16 protein-coding genes and 4 tRNA genes are annotated in these 16,527 nt (G+C 37.3%); 9 read left to right on the top strand and 11 right to left on the bottom strand.

Translation table 11 applies throughout. The features are described 5' to 3' along the window. Position 1: 1 nt before the first annotated feature. Genes AT683_RS08290 through AT683_RS08280 form a run of 3 tightly spaced genes read right to left on the bottom strand, consistent with a single transcriptional unit; the run spans position 2 to position 3,538 of the window. Positions 2–889, bottom strand: a complete 888-nt coding sequence (locus AT683_RS08290) for an ABC transporter permease subunit (protein ID WP_005670531.1) — start codon at positions 887–889, stop codon at positions 2–4. Continuing rightward, positions 879–1,844: an ABC transporter permease gene (locus tag AT683_RS08285; protein WP_011272453.1), complete on the bottom strand. Its 966-nt coding sequence runs from the start codon at positions 1,842–1,844 to the stop codon at positions 879–881. Before AT683_RS08285 ends, AT683_RS08290 begins: the two co-directional genes overlap by 11 nt. Continuing rightward, entirely contained in the window at positions 1,844–3,538 is a 1,695-nt protein-coding gene (locus AT683_RS08280) for an ABC transporter substrate-binding protein (RefSeq protein WP_038441319.1), read from the bottom strand. The genes AT683_RS08285 and AT683_RS08280 overlap by 1 nt, the downstream gene beginning before the upstream one ends. 69 nt (positions 3,539–3,607) lie before the next feature. On the opposite strand from AT683_RS08280, the gene AT683_RS08275 reads away from it, so the two are divergent. Beyond that, positions 3,608–5,020: a YcjX family GTP-binding protein gene (locus AT683_RS08275; protein ID WP_005691210.1), complete on the top strand. Its 1,413-nt coding sequence runs from the start codon at positions 3,608–3,610 to the stop codon at positions 5,018–5,020. 37 nt (positions 5,021–5,057) lie between these two features. Here the strand turns inward: AT683_RS08275 and ppc are convergent, their stop codons facing one another. Then, complete coding sequence (gene ppc / locus AT683_RS08270; protein WP_038441315.1) at positions 5,058–7,697, bottom strand: phosphoenolpyruvate carboxylase; 2,640 nt, start codon at positions 7,695–7,697, stop codon at positions 5,058–5,060. Positions 7,698–7,879: 182 nt separating this feature from the next. Continuing rightward, positions 7,880–8,890: an HTH-type transcriptional repressor PurR gene (purR, locus tag AT683_RS08265; protein WP_038441314.1), complete on the bottom strand. Its 1,011-nt coding sequence runs from the start codon at positions 8,888–8,890 to the stop codon at positions 7,880–7,882. Between the two features lie 362 nt (positions 8,891–9,252). Here purR and dapD point away from each other — a divergent pair, with 362 nt between their 5' ends. After that, positions 9,253–10,080 carry a 2,3,4,5-tetrahydropyridine-2,6-dicarboxylate N-succinyltransferase gene (gene dapD, locus AT683_RS08260; protein WP_005632504.1) on the top strand — a complete coding sequence of 276 codons (828 nt, stop codon included), beginning with the start codon at positions 9,253–9,255 and terminating at the stop codon, positions 10,078–10,080. Between the two features lie 56 nt (positions 10,081–10,136). Here dapD and purA read toward each other — a convergent pair whose 3' ends face one another. Both purA and AT683_RS10075 read right to left on the bottom strand, forming a co-directional pair. After that, positions 10,137–11,435, bottom strand: coding sequence for an adenylosuccinate synthase (gene purA, locus AT683_RS08255; RefSeq protein WP_005660513.1), 1,299 nt, complete (start codon positions 11,433–11,435; stop codon positions 10,137–10,139). Positions 11,436–11,563: 128 nt separating this feature from the next. Continuing rightward, positions 11,564–11,929, bottom strand: coding sequence for an ACT domain-containing protein (locus AT683_RS10075; protein WP_005689212.1), 366 nt, complete (start codon positions 11,927–11,929; stop codon positions 11,564–11,566). Positions 11,930–12,236: 307 nt separating this feature from the next. Here AT683_RS10075 and AT683_RS08245 point away from each other — a divergent pair. The 4 genes from AT683_RS08245 to AT683_RS08230 all read left to right on the top strand — a co-directional run bounded on the left by AT683_RS08245 (position 12,237) and on the right by AT683_RS08230 (position 12,628). After that, positions 12,237–12,313: transfer RNA gene (locus AT683_RS08245), tRNA-Met, on the top strand. Positions 12,314–12,318: 5 nt separating this feature from the next. Next, a tRNA-Leu gene (locus tag AT683_RS08240) sits at positions 12,319–12,403 on the top strand. Positions 12,404–12,431: 28 nt separating this feature from the next. Then, a tRNA-Gln gene (locus AT683_RS08235) sits at positions 12,432–12,506 on the top strand. 47 nt (positions 12,507–12,553) lie between these two features. Then, a tRNA-Gln gene (locus AT683_RS08230) sits at positions 12,554–12,628 on the top strand. 148 nt (positions 12,629–12,776) lie between these two features. Here AT683_RS08230 and rplY read toward each other — a convergent pair. Next, entirely contained in the window at positions 12,777–13,064 is a 288-nt protein-coding gene (gene rplY / locus AT683_RS08225; RefSeq protein ID WP_005660520.1) for a 50S ribosomal protein L25, read from the bottom strand. Positions 13,065–13,282: 218 nt separating this feature from the next. Here rplY and AT683_RS08220 point away from each other — a divergent pair, with 218 nt between their 5' ends. Continuing rightward, entirely contained in the window at positions 13,283–13,888 is a 606-nt protein-coding gene (locus AT683_RS08220; RefSeq protein ID WP_005686571.1) for a DedA family protein, read from the top strand. Positions 13,889–13,934: 46 nt separating this feature from the next. Here AT683_RS08220 and AT683_RS08215 read toward each other — a convergent pair whose 3' ends face one another. Together AT683_RS08215 and AT683_RS08210 are read right to left on the bottom strand one after the other, a co-directional pair. Next, on the bottom strand, positions 13,935–14,351 hold the full coding sequence (locus AT683_RS08215; protein ID WP_005686573.1) for a Z-ring associated ZapG family protein: 417 nt from the start codon (positions 14,349–14,351) through the stop codon (positions 13,935–13,937). 30 nt (positions 14,352–14,381) lie between these two features. Continuing rightward, positions 14,382–14,732, bottom strand: a complete 351-nt coding sequence (locus tag AT683_RS08210) for a RidA family protein (RefSeq protein WP_005686574.1) — start codon at positions 14,730–14,732, stop codon at positions 14,382–14,384. 111 nt (positions 14,733–14,843) lie between these two features. Here AT683_RS08210 and AT683_RS08205 point away from each other — a divergent pair, with 111 nt between their 5' ends. Next, positions 14,844–15,560: a YwiC-like family protein gene (locus AT683_RS08205; protein WP_011272458.1), complete on the top strand. Its 717-nt coding sequence runs from the start codon at positions 14,844–14,846 to the stop codon at positions 15,558–15,560. After that, positions 15,561–16,103 carry a tetratricopeptide repeat protein gene (locus AT683_RS08200; protein WP_005686578.1) on the top strand — a complete coding sequence of 181 codons (543 nt, stop codon included), beginning with the start codon at positions 15,561–15,563 and terminating at the stop codon, positions 16,101–16,103. A 14-nt stretch (positions 16,104–16,117) separates the two neighbouring features. On the opposite strand, the gene AT683_RS08195 is transcribed toward AT683_RS08200, so the two are convergent. After that, positions 16,118–16,525: a Cd(II)/Pb(II)-responsive transcriptional regulator gene (locus AT683_RS08195; RefSeq protein WP_005686580.1), complete on the bottom strand. Its 408-nt coding sequence runs from the start codon at positions 16,523–16,525 to the stop codon at positions 16,118–16,120. Positions 16,526–16,527 lie beyond the last annotated feature (2 nt).

The following is a 16,527-nucleotide window of genomic DNA, read 5'->3' as shown; positions in this document are numbered from 1 at the left end:
GCTATTCTTGATGTTGATTGATGGCTTTAGTTAAGCCATTACTGAAAATAATACTTAATAAAATAGTAAAAATAATAGCGAAACCGGGTAAAAGTACTGTCCAAGGTGCAAGATAAAGTAGTTCCAAAGAGTCTTTTATCATTGCCCCCCATTCTGGTGTAGGTCGTTGTGCACCAAGAGAAATAAAACTTAATGCGCTAATATCCAACACGGCTATAACAAAAGCATGAGCCACTTCTTGAATATAAATAACAGTAATATTCGGTAAAATAGTGCTTTTTAATAAGGTTTGATTGGAAATGCCTTCAAGTTTTAGCATTACAACATAATCCTTTTCTAATTCTTTTTGAATAGCGCGATAGATAGTGTGAATGAAATAAGGCAAAATTGCTAATAGCGTAGCAAACATTGCATTCCATAAACTTGGTTCCATTAATGTTGAAATAACAACGGCAATTAATAGAATAGGTAACGATAAAAAAGCATCAAAAATATGCCCGACAAAACGAGCTTTAATACCTTTCAGTAGTCCTGCAATAATTCCTAGTGCGCCGCCTATTATTGCCACTGAAAAGACAACCAGTAAAGCAGAACCTAAGGTATAACGAGTACCCATAATTAAACGACTTAATATGTCGCGACCTAAATCATCAGTACCAAAGAAAAAAGCAATTTTTCCTCTATCTACCCAAGAAGGAGGCATTAATTCTTGCCCAATAAATTGTCGATTATCAGCATAAGGTGCAAGATAACTAGCAAAAAGTGCGGTAAAAATTAATGCGATTAATAAATAAAAGCTAAAAAGTGCGATGGTATTTTGACGAAAGCGTAACCAAATTTGAAAGATTGAGGTGCTTTCGCGGAATTCATCAGGTTCTTTATCTTGCATACCAACCTTTCTTTTTAAATGGATCGAGTATAAAAGTGAATATTTTAGTGAATGTATCAATCAAAATAATACATACACCAATAACAATTACACCTGCGGCAATGCTGTTGTAATCTTGTTCATTTACGGCATTAATTAACCAACGACCAATGCCAGGCCAACCTAAAGCCGTTTCTACCAACATACATTGCGTTAATACTAATGTGAATACACGTGGTACTTGTGGAACAAGCAGGGGAAAAGTATTACGGAATACATATTGATGGAGAATTTTCCATTTTGACCAACCCCGTGTTGTCGCTACTTTAGAAAAATTTTGATTCAAAATATATTCTGCTCGTTGATGAATAATACGGATAATTTCCATTGTTGGCAAAATACACAATACCAATGTTGGTAAGGCTAAATGTTGCAATATGTTTTGTACGATTTTTGTACGATAAGGTACTTCCATAAACCACATATCAATAACAGGAAATCCCGTAATGGGTTTAATTTCGTAAAGCAAATTATATTGTCCAATAGCGGCAATTTCCCAATGTGAGAGCGCGGCAACATACAGTAAAATGGGGGCTAACCAAAATATTGGAATAGATAGCCCTACATAAGATAGGATTTGTAAACTTTTTGCAAAAACTTGTTCAGAATTGACCGCACTTATAATGCCAAGTGGCAAACCAAAAATAAATGCCAAAAACAATGTAATGAAACAAAGTTCCAATGTGGGAGGAAGAACCGTAAGAATAAGGTTCATTAATGATTTTCCACCGTTATAGGTAATGCCAAAATCACCTTGTAACAAGGTGCCTAAATAATGGAAATAGCCGATATAAATGTTTTGTGTAACAAGATTCGCATTAAGAGGATCGCGCAATAAAATAACAAAGCCTAATAGCGATAATACGAGTAATAATAATGCCACCCACAGAATATGGCGAAGAACCGACCAGAACATTAGTGTTTCTCCTGAATAAAATATAAGGTGGAAAAATCTAAGCTACCAAAAGGCGTCATTTTTACTCCTTTCACACGACTATTTGCGACTAAAATTCGTTTTACATTGGCAATAGGAATAATGGGTAATTCACGTAAAACGAGTTCTTGGGCTTCATTATAGGCTTTTGCGCGTGAACTTAAATGTGAGGTGGTAATGGCACGATCCATAAATTGATCAAATTCTTCATTACACCAATTAGATAAATTAGTGAGTTCATTTTTTGTTCCACAGCTTAAAATTGGACGCATAAAACCATCAGGATCAAGATTACCAGCTAACCAACCAGATAGAATCAAATCATAATTTTCCGATTGATTGCGTAATTGTGAAGTTAAAAATGGACGAGTTACGGCACGCACTTTAACTTTCACACCCGCTTGAGCTAAATCCCATTTTATCATTTCAGCTATTTTAAAAGGTGCAGGATTATAGACTTGTTCTTCATTAATTACCCATAAATTTAACAAAAGGTTTTTATCTGCTAATTTATTTTTGGCGATTTTGGGATTGTAATCAAACTCAAATTCTGGCGTATTGACACTTGAAGCCCAAGATACTTCAGGAATAATATTATTAGCAACAGTTGCTGTGTTATGGTAAATGCTATGAATGATTCGAGCTCGGTTTAAACTTTGTGAAATAGCGGCACGGATTTCGTGATCTCGCATTAATGGCTTATCAAAATTAAACGCTAAATAGGCTAAATTCATACCATCAGTAGATTGCATATAATAATGTTTGTCATCATTTTTTAATAAGCCAATTTGGCTTACTTCAGGATAAGAGGCGATTTGACATTCATTATTGAAAAATTTGACTAAACGTCCGCTGCGATCAGTAGAAAGATCCACAATAATATGTTCTATCTTGGCTTCTTTTTTCCAATAGTTTTCGTTACGCACTAAGCGAACATATTGGTTATATACATAATCTTTTACTTGATAAGGCCCTGTGCCTACTGGGTGGGTATCTAATTGAGCAAGGTTGTCATCTGCGCTTAATTGATAGGCATATTCTTGTGAAAAAATAATGGCATACTGGCTGGCAAGATGCGACAAGATGGAGGAATCTGGTGCAAATAATTCAATTTTTACTTGATAAGGCGAAAGTGCGGTCACAGATTTGATTTTTTCGTTAAGTTTAATGCTATCAAAATAAGGAAAACGCACTTTTCTTGCTTGTTCGTGAAACACTCTATATTGTGGATTACTATAGGTAACATTCGCCTCTGCTAAGGTTGGTAAATAAGTATTATGCCCTAATACACGATTAATCGAAAATACTACGTCTTCAGCGTTAAAATCACGTGTTGGGGTAAACCAAGGGGTTTGGTGAAATTTTACGCCGTGACGTAAATTTAATAAAATTTCTTTACCATCATCTGAAATGGAATAAGATTGTGCCAGCATTGGTGTTAATGTTGCACTGTGATTTTTTATATCAAATAATTTGTTATAAATTTGTTCCGTGACCACATTCATACTGGTTCCTGCATCTGCAGTTTGCGGATTAAATGAAAAACCTGAAGCGTGGGTGCAATAAGTTAAGCCATTTTCAGTTAAAAATGTTGGAACACTTGGCGCAGCCTGTAATTCTACACTTTGGCTTATACAGAGCAGAAAAGATAAAAATCTCAGATTTAGACGTAACATAACAAATGCATTGTGATAAATTATGTGTCAAATTGTAAGGCATATTAGTAAAAATGGCTAGGATATTGAATGTTTAATCGGGTTCAAAAGGAAATCAATCAAATTATTAATCGTGGTTTTGACCGCACTTTGCGCTTGGCGGTAACAGGGTTAAGTCGGAGTGGAAAAACGGCGTTTATTACAAGTTTAATCAATCAACTTCTCTCCATTAATCAACATTCATCACAGAATTTGCCCTTGTTTGAAGCAGCGAGAAATGGTTCAATTTTGGCAGTCAAACGAGTATCCCAACAAGATCTCAGCGTGCCACGTTTTGATTATGAAAGTAATTTAAATGATTTGTCACAAAATCCACCGCAATGGTTTCAATCTACTCGAGGCGTGAGTGAAACGCGTTTAGCAATTCGTTTTCAACGCCAATCTGGCTTGCTACGCCATTTGAAAGAACGAGGCACGCTTTATCTGGATATTTTTGATTATCCAGGGGAATGGCTGATCGATTTGCCGTTATTAAATCTAGATTTTCAACAATGGTCACAAGAGCAAATTAAGGTAACAACAGGCATTCGTGAAGAATTGGCGGAGAATTGGCTCGCTATGTTGCAGGATTTGGATTTAAGTGCGGTCGCAAATGAAGATGTTTTAGCCAAGATAGCGAAAAGTTATACGGATTATTTACATCAATGCAAAGTGCAAGGCATGCAATTTATTCAGCCTGGGCGATTTGTATTGCCGAGTGATTTAGAGGGCACGCCCGCATTACAATTTTTCCCATTGATTCATCTTTCAGAAGAACAGTGGCGAACCTTGAAAAAAACAGCCAAATCGAATAGCTATTTTGCCGTGCTGACAAAACGTTATGATTATTATCGCAATAAAATTGTGAAAGGTTTTTACGAAAATTATTTTTCTACCTTTGATCGTCAAGTTATTTTGGCGGATTGTTTAACGCCTTTAAATAACAGTCAGCAAGCCTTTTTAGATATGCAAATGGGTTTAAACCAGTTATTTAATAATTTCCATTATGGTAGTAGAAATTTTCTTCATCGTTTGTTTTCTCCGCGAATTGATCGATTAATGTTTGTTGCGACAAAGGCGGATCATATTACTCGTGATCAAATTCCTAATTTAGTGAGTTTAATGCGCCAAATTGTGCAAGAGGGCGGTCGCCATGTAGAATTTGAAGGAATCGATACAGAATATACCGCTATTGCAGCTGTTCGTACCACAAAGCAAGTGATTGTGAATCAGCAAGGAAAAGAAATTAAAGCAATTCAAGGGATTCGTTCTATTGATAAACAACCGATTACGATTTATCCAGGAACGGTGCCGAGTAAATTACCAAAAACAGAATTTTGGCAAAAACAACCGCACTTTGATTTTGATAGTTTTGAACCTCAGCCTTTAGAACAAGGGGAGAGCATTCCTCATTTGAGAATGGATGCGGTTTTACAATTTTTATTAAGTGATCGATTTGAATAAAAAAGTGCGGAAAATTTTCCGCACTTTTTTCATCTTTCTAGCCCGTATTGCGCATCCCAGCCGCGATACCTGTGATGGTAATCATCAATGCTTGTTCCACATCGGGATTAACTTGCTCTGGATTTTCACGGAAACGGTGGAGCAATTCCACTTGCAGTAGATTGAGTGGATCCGTGTAGATATTACGCAATGCAATTGAATCTGCAATCCAAGGTAAATCAGACATCAATTCACTTTGGTGAGAAAGTGAAAGCACAGTTTGAATATCATCTTCAAGTTGCTTACGTAAATTTTCGCCTAAATACCAAAGCTCTTTTTTCACTAATCGTTGATCATATTGTTGGGAAAGCCAAGTATCCGATTTACTAAAGACCATTTCCAACATTCCGATTCGCGTTGAAAAGAACGGCCAGTTTTCGCACATTTTATGAATAATATCGCCTTTGCCTTGTTCAATAATTTGACGAATAGCTGCACCAGCTCCTAACCAAGCTGGCAGCATTAAACGGTTTTGCATCCAGGCAAAAATCCACGGGATCGCACGTAAACTTTCCACGCCGCCATTTGGATTGCGTTTTGCAGGGCGAGAGCCAAGCGGCAATTTGGATAGCTCCTGTTCTGGCGTCGCACTGCGGAAATAAGGCACAAAATCTTTATCGCCACGCACCACACCACGATAAATATCGCAAGAAATCGTGGAAAGCTCGTCCATTATAGTACGCCATTCTGGTTTCGGTTCTGGTGGCGGTAAAAGATTTGCTTCTAAAATGGCGCTGGCGTAAAGATCAAAGGTTTCTACTGCTACTGCGGGTAAACCCAGTTTGAAACGAATCATTTCGCCTTGTTCTGTTACACGTAAACCATTTTTTAAGGAACGAGGTGGCTGAGAAAGTAATGCCGCATGTGCTGGCGCACCGCCACGACCAATTGTGCCACCACGTCCGTGGAATAAAGTGAGTTCAATGCCAAGTTTTTCTGTTAAATTCACTAAGGCTTCTTGTGCACGGTATTGCGCCCAAGAGGCAGCCATCATTCCCGCATCTTTTGCCGAATCTGAATAGCCAATCATTACCATTTGACGATTATTGATCACGCCACGATACCAACCCACATTGAAAAGTTGAGTCATCACTTTTTCGGCTGCATCTAAATCCTCTAAGGTTTCAAATAATGGCACAACAGGAATATGATATGGCACGCCTGCTTCTTTTAAGAGTAAATGAACGGCTAAAACATCAGATGCACTGCGCGCCATCGAAATAACATAACAAGCTATTACACCTTGTTTTTGTTGAGCAATGACTTTACAAGTATCTAAAATTTCTTTGGTTTCAGGCGATGGTGTCCAGTTTTGCGGAATCAATGGACGGCGAGAGCTTAATTCACGAATTAAGAAAGCCTGTTTATCGTCTTCCATCCATTGAGAGTAATCGCCCAAACCAATATAGCGCGTGATTTCAGCAATGGCATCGGTGTGACGAGTGCTTTCTTGGCGAATATCCATTTGAGAAAGCGTCACACCAAAACAACTAATACGGTGCAAAATATCCAACAATGAACCATTTGCAATAATGCGCATACCACATTGAATTAAAGATTGATAACAATCGTAAAGCGGCTCCCACAGTTGATTATCTTCCAAAATAATCTCGCTTTCGGAGACTCTTGGTGTGCGATTAGATAAGTGATCATCAAAATAAGCTAATGTTGCTGTAAGTTGATTGCGTAAATTTTTTACTACGAAACGATAGGGTTCTAAATGTTCGCCGTATTTATCACGAAATTCATCGCTACATTTCATCATTGAAAGTTCATCGGCTAATTTGCTGATGTCTTGTAAGAATAAATCCGCCGCTTTCCAGCGGGCAAAATAAAGTACTTTTTTGGTAATTTGTGCGGTAACAAATGGATTTCCATCACGGTCGCCGCCCATCCAAGAGGAAATACGCACAGGTTTTAATCCTACCGGCAAATCGTAACCTAAAAATTCACGGGCGGTTTCGTTGAGTTGGCGTAAAAATTCTGGCACAGCTTGCCACAAACTGTTTTCTAACATCGCAAAGCCCCATTTGGCTTCATCAAATGGCGTTGGACGAACAGTACGAATTTCGTTGGTATGCCATGCTTCAGCGATTAAACGAAGTAATAGACGCTCAATAATATTGCGTTCTTTTTCCGTTAAATCATGATGTTCTAGCTTGCTTAAACATTTATTGATTTCAATGTGTTTATGAATTAGTGAACGACGTGTTGTTTCTGTTGGATGTGCGGTCAGAACAAGCTCAATTAATAATTTTTCGACGGTTTTATGCACCTCTTCCACTGAAGCATTTTGTTCTTTTAAGCGTTTGAAAAGTTCGCTTAAGGATTGAGAAGAACTTTGAGCAAGAGAATGTTCACGGGAAATGGTTTGATATTGTTCAGCTATGTTAGTGAGGTTTAAAAATTGACTGAAAGCACGTGCGACAGGAATAATATTTTCATTAGAAATACTACCTAGCGTGTCTAGCAATTCTTGTCTTGCTTTATCATCGCCAGCACGAGAATTACGAGAAAGTTTACGAATGTTTTCGATTAACTCAAGAATATCCTCGCCCTGTGCATCATTGATGGTTTCTCCGAGAAAACGCCCTAACATACTAATGTTATTGCGCAGAGTACTGTACTCTTGTGTCATAGGAACTCCTAAAAGTAAAAAATAAAATTTGTCAGTTGGCGATAGATATAACTAAAAATAGGGTGGAGGGCAAATGCTATTCAGAGAAATTTTGAAAATAATCAAGAAAAGCTAAAAAATAGCTAAAAAAGAACCGCACTTTTTAGGGATTGTTTAAAAAGTGCGGTCTATTTTTGCTAAGTTTATAAAATCGATTTAACGGATTTTCGAATGATAAGCTCAGGGGTTATATCAATACGACTATATTGTTGAACACCTTCATCTTTGTGAGTAATTCGTTCTAACAGAATATTTACTGCCTGTCTGCCTAAACGTAGTTTTGATTGATGAATGGTGGTTAATGGTGGCGCATAGAAACGTGAGGCGTGAATATCATCATAGCCGATAATTGACATATCCTCTGGCACACGCAAGCCTTTTTCTGTTAGTGCTGATATTGCACCGAGTGCCATCACATCGTTACAGCAGAATAGGGCGGTTGGTAATTCCTCTTGAGTCAGTAAACGATTCATACATTCATAGCCATCTTCAGGCTCAAATGCACCCTCTAGTACCCAAGACGGATTGATTGTTAATTTAGCTTCTTCCATTGCTTTTTCAAAGCCTTCATAACGCGTTCTTGCGGTAGTTTTATTGAGTTCGCCGCAGATAATCCCGATTTTTTTATGACCGCACTCTATAAGATGTTTGGTTGCTAAATAACCGCCATCAAAACTATGATCATCAATCACATCTGTATTGGTATTTGGCCCCCAATCCATTACAACCATTGGAATAGTGGAAAATGATGAAAGTAAATCCAATGAATCCTGAGTATATTCAGAACACATTACAAGCAAACCATCGACCCTTTTTTTTGCCAACATTTCTAAATGATTTTTGACTTTTTCAGGATCATTTTGTGTGTTACACAAAAATAAAGAATAACCTTGTCGATAGCAATGTTCTTCAACAGAATGGATTATTTCGGCAAAATACGGTGCTTCACTGGTTGTCACAATCATACCAATGGATTTGGTGGTATTGACTTTTAAACTGCGTGCCACAGCACTAGGGGAATAATTAAGTTGTTTAATTGCGGATAACACCGCTTCTTCCGTATCTTTTGCAACGAAACGGGTTTTATTAATTACGTGAGATACGGTTGTGGTGGACACACCAGCCATTTTTGCCACATCTTTAATTGTTGCCATATATTTAAATCCCTAAAAAATTTTTCCTATTATAAAGGTTTGTTGAGAATTTAGTCATCTTTATTGCAAATTTTTTATAAAAAGAAGTGATTTTTTCGTATTATTCTTGCTAGAATGTCTGCGTTATTTTTTTTATGAGGAGAACAAAATGAGCGATTTTGGTTATGCAATGATTATGGTTGTTTTTAGTATGTCTGTTGTCGTGGGGCTTGCACTTTCAATCTTTTAATCAAATCAACTTTTTATTATCACCGCAGTTTTGTTTCTACAAAGTGCGGTGATTTTTTTTCGGTGTTTTGCTTGCCCGTTTAAAATATGGTAAAACTAATGCCGTTTTATTCACAACATATATAGGAAGTTCTATGTCAAATTTACAAGCAATTATTGAAGCTGCATTTGAAAAACGTGCAGAAATTACACCAAAAACCGTTGATGCAGAAACGCGTGCGGCAATTGAAGAAGTGATCGAAGGATTAGATTCTGGAAAATATCGTGTAGCCGAAAAAATTGCTGGCGAATGGGTAACACATCAATGGTTAAAAAAAGCGGTATTGCTATCTTTCCGCATTAACGATAACCAAATCATTGACGGCGCAGAAACAAAATATTACGACAAAGTGGCATTAAAATTTGCGGATTACACTGAAGAACGTTTTACTGAAGAAGGTTTCCGTGTTGTGCCTTCTGCAACGGTGCGTAAAGGCGCATATATTTCTAAAAACTGCGTATTAATGCCATCTTATGTAAACATTGGTGCTTACGTTGGCGAAGGCACCATGGTAGATACTTGGGCGACGGTAGGTTCATGCGCACAAATTGGTAAAAACGTGCATTTATCGGGTGGTGTAGGCATCGGCGGCGTGTTAGAACCATTACAAGCTAACCCAACCATTATCGGCGATAACTGTTTTATTGGCGCGCGTTCAGAAGTGGTTGAGGGTGTTATCGTTGAAGATGGTTGTGTTATTTCAATGGGCGTATTCATTGGTCAATCAACCAAAATTTATGATCGTGAAACAGGCGAAATTCATTACGGCCGTGTACCAGCAGGTTCTGTGGTGGTATCAGGTAGCCTTCCATCAAAATGTGGAAAATATAGCCTATATTGTGCCGTGATCGTGAAAAAAGTGGATGCAAAAACTTTAGGAAAAGTGGGCATCAATGAATTATTACGTTCTATTGAAGAATAGTAAAAAATATAAAAAAAGACCGCACTTTTAAAGTGCGGTCTGAAAATCAAAAGAAATTAAGCAGCGAACGGATCACGTAAAATCATTGTTTCTACACGATCAGGGCCAGTTGAAAGAATATCAATAGGTACGCCAGTTACTTCTTCAATACGTTTAATATAGTTAATGCAGTTTTGTGGCAATTTATTTACATCTGTGATGCGGAAAGTATTTTCTTTCCAACCTGGTAATGTTTCATAAATTGGTTCTACACCTTCCCAATCTTTCGCCGCTAACGGTGCATATTCAACGATTTCGCCATTTGGCATTTTGTAAGCAACACAGATTTTTACTTCATCAAAACCATCTAATACGTCTAGTTTAGTCATACAGAAACCAGAAATAGAGTTAAGTTGGATTGCACGACGAATGGCGACGGCATCGAACCAACCGCAACGACGTGGACGGCCTGTTACCGCACCAAATTCGTTACCTTTACGTGCAATTTCAGCACCTACATCATCAAATAATTCAGTTGTGAATGGGCCACCACCTACACGAGTACAGTAAGCCTTAATGATACCAAGTACATAATCAAGATTACGCGGGCCAAAACCAGAGCCTGTTGCAACACCACCAGCCGTTGTGTTTGAGCTGGTTACATACGGATAAGTACCGTGGTCGATATCTAACATTGTCCCTTGTGCGCCTTCAAATAAAATATGTTCGCCATTTTTGCGCGCAGTATCAAGAATTGTAGTGATATCTGCCACCATACCTGTGATTACATCGGCAATTGCCATTACATCATCTAAGGTTTTTTGATAATCGACAGGTTCAACTTTGTAGTAGTTCACCAATTGGAAATTATAGTATTCAAGGATGTTTTTGAGTTTTTCGGCAAAGGCTTCTTTATTAAATAAATCGCCTACGCGTAAACCACGACGAGCTACTTTATCTTCATAAGCTGGGCCAATACCACGACCAGTTGTACCTATAGCTTTTTTGCCAAGGGCTGCTTCGCGTGCGTGATCCATTGCAACGTGATAAGGCAGAATCAAAGGACAAGCTTCTGAAATTAATAAACGTTCACGAACTTTAATACCTCGGCTTTCAAGTTCGCCCATTTCTTTCATTAATGCTTCAGGCGAAACCACAACGCCATTACCAATTAAGCAAGTTACGTTTGGATGTAACATACCAGATGGAATTAAACGTAATACGGTTTTTTCGCCATTGATAATAAGTGTGTGACCTGCGTTATGGCCGCCTTGATAACGAACTACGTATTTTACGCGATCCGTCAAAAGATCAACGATTTTTCCTTTACCTTCATCGCCCCATTGTGCGCCTAAGATAACAACGCTTTTTCCCATAATTTCCGCCTTTTATTCGGTTAAATTAGTCAAATGAACAGCCGTTTACTTTACTCTTTTTCGGCTTTAATCTCAATGATATAAAAGAAAAAGTGTGGTGATTTTTCACCGCACTTTAGGTTTAAATTTTATTCAAATAAGGATTTGTGTAACGAGCGTACAATTTCATCAGAATGTTCACTTTGTACTAACATACAAACATTGTTGGTACTTGCCCCATAACTAATCATTCGCACATTATAAGATTGAACAGTATCAAAAATACGTTTTGCCACACCTGAAGTGATATGCAGATCATTGCCAATTAATTTTTCACGTTCTGTCGCTTTTACACCATTTACTAAAGCCACTAATAAATTTGTTACACCAGCTGATGCAGAAAGCACAACTACGCGTGTATTGGGATCGGCAATGACAATTTTTGCACAAGCTGTCATCGCATTGTAGTTAGCAACAGATGTTCCGCCAAATTTGGCGACTGAGAGATGGGGCATAAGATACTCCTAGATGTTGTGTTTTTTTTAGAATAGTGGGTATAGAAATAACGATTTAGGCATTTTTTGTCAAATAAATTTTAATTAACAATAAATGAACGCATAAAAGAAAAAATAGGATTAGGAAAAATTTGGCTGTTGAGAAAGCCATATAAGTTGTTTAAATGAATAAAAAATAAGTGATATGCTTCATTAATAACCAAACAAACATAAAATTACTTTTTTTGTAAAAAAGTATTTGACGAGGATCATCAAAATTAGCATAATACGCCCCGCAAAGCCGATATGGTTAAGCAAATTAAGTGATGGCTACATAGCTCAGTTGGTTAGAGCACAACACTCATAATGTTGGGGTCGCAAGTTCGAATCTCGCTGTAGCCACCAAATTTGCGGGACTGGCGAAATTGGTAGACGCACCAGATTTAGGTTCTGGCGCCGAGAGGTGTGTGGGTTCAAGTCCCTCGTCCCGCACCATTTATCGCTTTGTAATTCAAATAGTCGTTGGGGTATCGCCAAGCGGTAAGGCACTGGGTTTTGATCTCAGCATTCCTAGGTTCGAATCCTAGTACCCCAGCCATACTATCAAAAAAGTCTTCTTTATATCTAATCAAAGATTTATCTAATTGGGGTATCGCCAAGCGGTAAGGCACTGGGTTTTGATCTCAGCATTCCTAGGTTCGAATCCTAGTACCCCAGCCATATTTTCAATATCTTCGTAATAACTTGCAAAAATCGTTATTTGATAAAAAATTAAAGTTTAGGTATTTATTGGGAAATAATTAAAATACTCAGAACAAAAAAGCTAAGATTGATCTCTTAGCTTTTTTACTTTGTTCAAACTTGTGAATTACGCGCGTTTGAAGTCAATGTGAACCAATTTTGGTTTGAATGGGTGACGTTGCATTGCTTGTACTTTAACTGCAACTTCTTTACCACCGATCACTAAAGTAATCACTTCAGAATAGAAAGATTCGTGTGCTTGCGCGTTGTTTAATTCATCGTGGTTTAAGATGATTGAAACGGGCTCTTCGCTGCCACCATAAACGATTGCAGGGATTTGACCATTGTTACGCAGGCGGCGGCTCGCACCCTTACCTTGCGCTGTACGAACTTCAGCGTTAAATTTAAATGCCATTTTTATGTTCTCTTGAAATTAAATGTTAAAAGAAAGAAAATCGCAGGCGACCCAGCAATTTTCCTAAAAACCGCTCAAAGACAAGCCTTGAGAGCCGTGGATTATAGAATATCCTTATTTTCAAATCAAACTTTTTTCTAGGCTTTTTGATTTGAAAAGATTAAAATGTGAACCAATTTTTTATCACATCTATTAATATAATAAAAAAGCAGGAACAAATGGAATTTTTAATTGGATTTTTTACTGAATATGGTTATTGGGCTGTTCTTTTTGTTTTAATTATTTGTGGATTTGGTGTGCCGATTCCAGAAGATATCACGTTAGTTTCTGGCGGTGTCATTGCGGGGCTTTATCCAGAAAATGTCAATTCTCATTTGATGTTGCTGGTTAGTATGATTGGTGTGCTTGCTGGCGATTCCTGTATGTATTGGCTTGGTCGAATTTATGGCACGAAAATTTTACGTTTCCGACCAATACGTAGAATCGTAACATTACAGCGTTTAAGAATTGTGCGTGAAAAATTCAGTCAATATGGCAATCGAGTACTGTTTGTTGCACGATTTTTACCCGGTTTACGTGCTCCAATTTATATGGTATCAGGTATTACACGCCGTGTAAGTTATGTTCGTTTTGTTTTAATAGATTTCTGTGCTGCGATTATTTCTGTACCTATTTGGATTTATCTTGGGGAATTGGGGGCTAAAAATTTAGATTGGCTACATACACAAATTCAAAAAGGTCAAATTGTGATTTATATATTTGTTGGGTTACTTGTACTATTCTTTTTTTGGAAATGGAAAAAATCTAAAAAATCAACGCAATAATAGAATAATAAACGGCTAAAAATATTTCTATTTTTAGCCGCACTTTTTAATTTTCTTCTTTATTTTCTTCTTTATTTTCTTTAAATAAGCCTGATGCACCATCCGAATAATCTCTAGGCTGTTCATTTTGAGATTTATCTGTTGCAGTAATTAACTGTTGGGTGAATAAACCTTTGTGATCTTTTTCGCCCAGTAAATTATTGGAGGAAGTTGCGTAGTGGCGATAAAGTTTTTGATAATCGTTAATTAAGGTTTTGAATAACTCAGCACTTTCTGCAAAATGTTTTTCGATTTGCGCCTTTTGTGTATCAAGCTGGGTTTTGACTGTTTTTAATTCAGCCTCTGTTTTAGCTTGATGTTTTACCGAGCCTTTGGTTAAACGCACAATAATGTAACCAATAAATAACCCAACAATAAAAGCGATACCAATTGCTACCCAAATTTCATTTGTCCAATTTTCCATAATATTCTCCTGTTTATTCGGCTTAAAAAACTAACAAGTTGCAATAATAACAATTTCAACTTTCCAACGAGGATCCGCTAATTTAGCTTCCACTGTCGCTCGACTTGGTGGGCTAACATGATCGACCCATTCATCCCAAGCTTGATTTAATTGAACATAATCTTGCATATCTGCCAAGAAAATTTGCGCAGTTAAAATATTGCTTTTATTGGAGCCAATTTCTGCTAACAATTTATCAATTAAACCTAATACTTCTTTGGTTTGTTCGTAGGTATTTTGCTCGATGGTTAATTCTGGAACTTGCCCTGCAAAATAGGCGAGGTTGTTATGAATTGAAACTTCACTTAAACGTGCATTGGGTAAAATGCGTTGAATTGTCATAGGGTTCTCCTTTGGGGTGTTTTCTTCTATTCTAAATAGCCTTTACTGCTTTGTAAAATCCTCTTTACTAGGCTAAAATATCCGACAATTATTCTCAATTATTTAATTATTATGAAACTGCTTATCTCTAATCAGCACGGTGCTATTGTTATGGCACTACTGCCTTTTATTTATGGTATGTTGCTTGCTAATCCAGTATGGGCGCACATGTTTTTATTATTAGGATGGTTTTCGCTTTATTTGATGACTTATCCTTTTTTGAATTTGTTTAAAGGTAAAAATCTTGAGTTATATAAAAAATGGTCTGTGATTTATTTTGCTGCCGCCGTGATTTTTGCGATTCCCGCGTTAATTTATAATTGGCAGGTGTTGTATTTTATGTTTGCCATGTTACCGTTTGTTGCGGTGAATATTTATTTCACCAAGAAAAAAGATGAGCGCAATTTATGGAATGACTTGGCAGGGATCTTAATTTTTGCCCTAGCTGGAATGGGATCCTATTACTTTTCTGACCGCACTTTTGATGAAAAAATACTTTGGGTGGCGATTTATCCAACATTATTTTTTATTGGAACAACACTTTATGTAAAATCAATGATGCGTGAACGAAAAAATCCACGTTATTTTTGGGCATCAGTGATTTTTCACTTATTATGTGTGCTGATTTTTGTGGTTTCGCAACAATTTATTTTAGCATTAGCTTTTGTGCCTGGATTAGTGCGAGCGGTTTATCTGCCCACTAAAAAGCTTTCTGTTATGCAAGTTGGACTAACAGAATTTGCGATTACTGCCGTATTTTTTATTTTACTTTTAGTAGCAACCTTGTAAATGAAACTGAAGTTATTTTTTCATATAGTATTACTTTGTTTTAGTTTGCCTGTTTGGGCGATGAAAACCATTGATATTACAGCGAATTCGAAAATGGATGATCAAGCAAGAATGAATTTGGCGCAAGAGTTTGCCAATAAACAGCAATGGAGCTCTGTTTTCGATATCATGTATCCGATGGCGTTAGAGGGAAACACCACTGCTCAAAGCAATCTAGGTATGTTATATAACCTTGGGCGTGGCACGGTGAGAGACTATGAAAAGGCTTATTGGTGGTTTAGCGAAGCGGCAGAGAAGGGTAGTGTGAAAGGGCTAAATAACCTTGGCGTTATGTATCTACGTGGCGATTACGTCAAACAAAATACAGAGCAAGCCATTAAGCTTTTTGAACGTACAGCTCGAGCTAAAGATACGGATGCGATGATGATGTTAAGTAATATTTATCGCTTACAAAACCAACCTGAAAAATCATTGGAATGGCTGAAAAAAGCAGCTGAATTAGGCAATAAGGAAGCAAAACAGCGTTTATCTAGTCAGCCATAATCTTAAAAGTGCGGCTATTTTAATCGCACAAATTTCACGCCACTATGTTGCAATAGCAATTTCATTGGATCTTCATCATTCGAGACTGTTTTTTCACGTAATTCAATTAATTTCATCCGTAAATGGGCGAGTTCGTGAATCCTTGTTGCCACCTCTTTAATGTGTTTATCTAACACACGATTAATTTCTTCTGCTTGTTGTTTGGAGGCATTTTCTAAATTCAGTAGGCTTTTTATTTCACTTAATGAAATATCTAAATTTCGGCAGTTACAAATAAATGATAAACGTTGCAAGTGTTCTTCATTATATTGCCGAAAATTGCCTAAAGTACGTTTTGGGGGCGGGATTAAACCTTGTTGTTCATAATAACGGATGGTTTCTACGGTACAGCCTAGGGCTTTAGCAAGTGCTCCAATTTTCATCA

The sequence above is a fragment of the Haemophilus influenzae genome, assembly GCF_001457655.1.
In the GTDB taxonomy this organism is placed as follows: Bacteria; Pseudomonadota; Gammaproteobacteria; order Enterobacterales; family Pasteurellaceae; genus Haemophilus; species Haemophilus influenzae.
The sequence above is the reverse complement of the archived record's forward strand: the minus strand, read 5'-3'. Positions and strand labels throughout refer to the sequence as shown.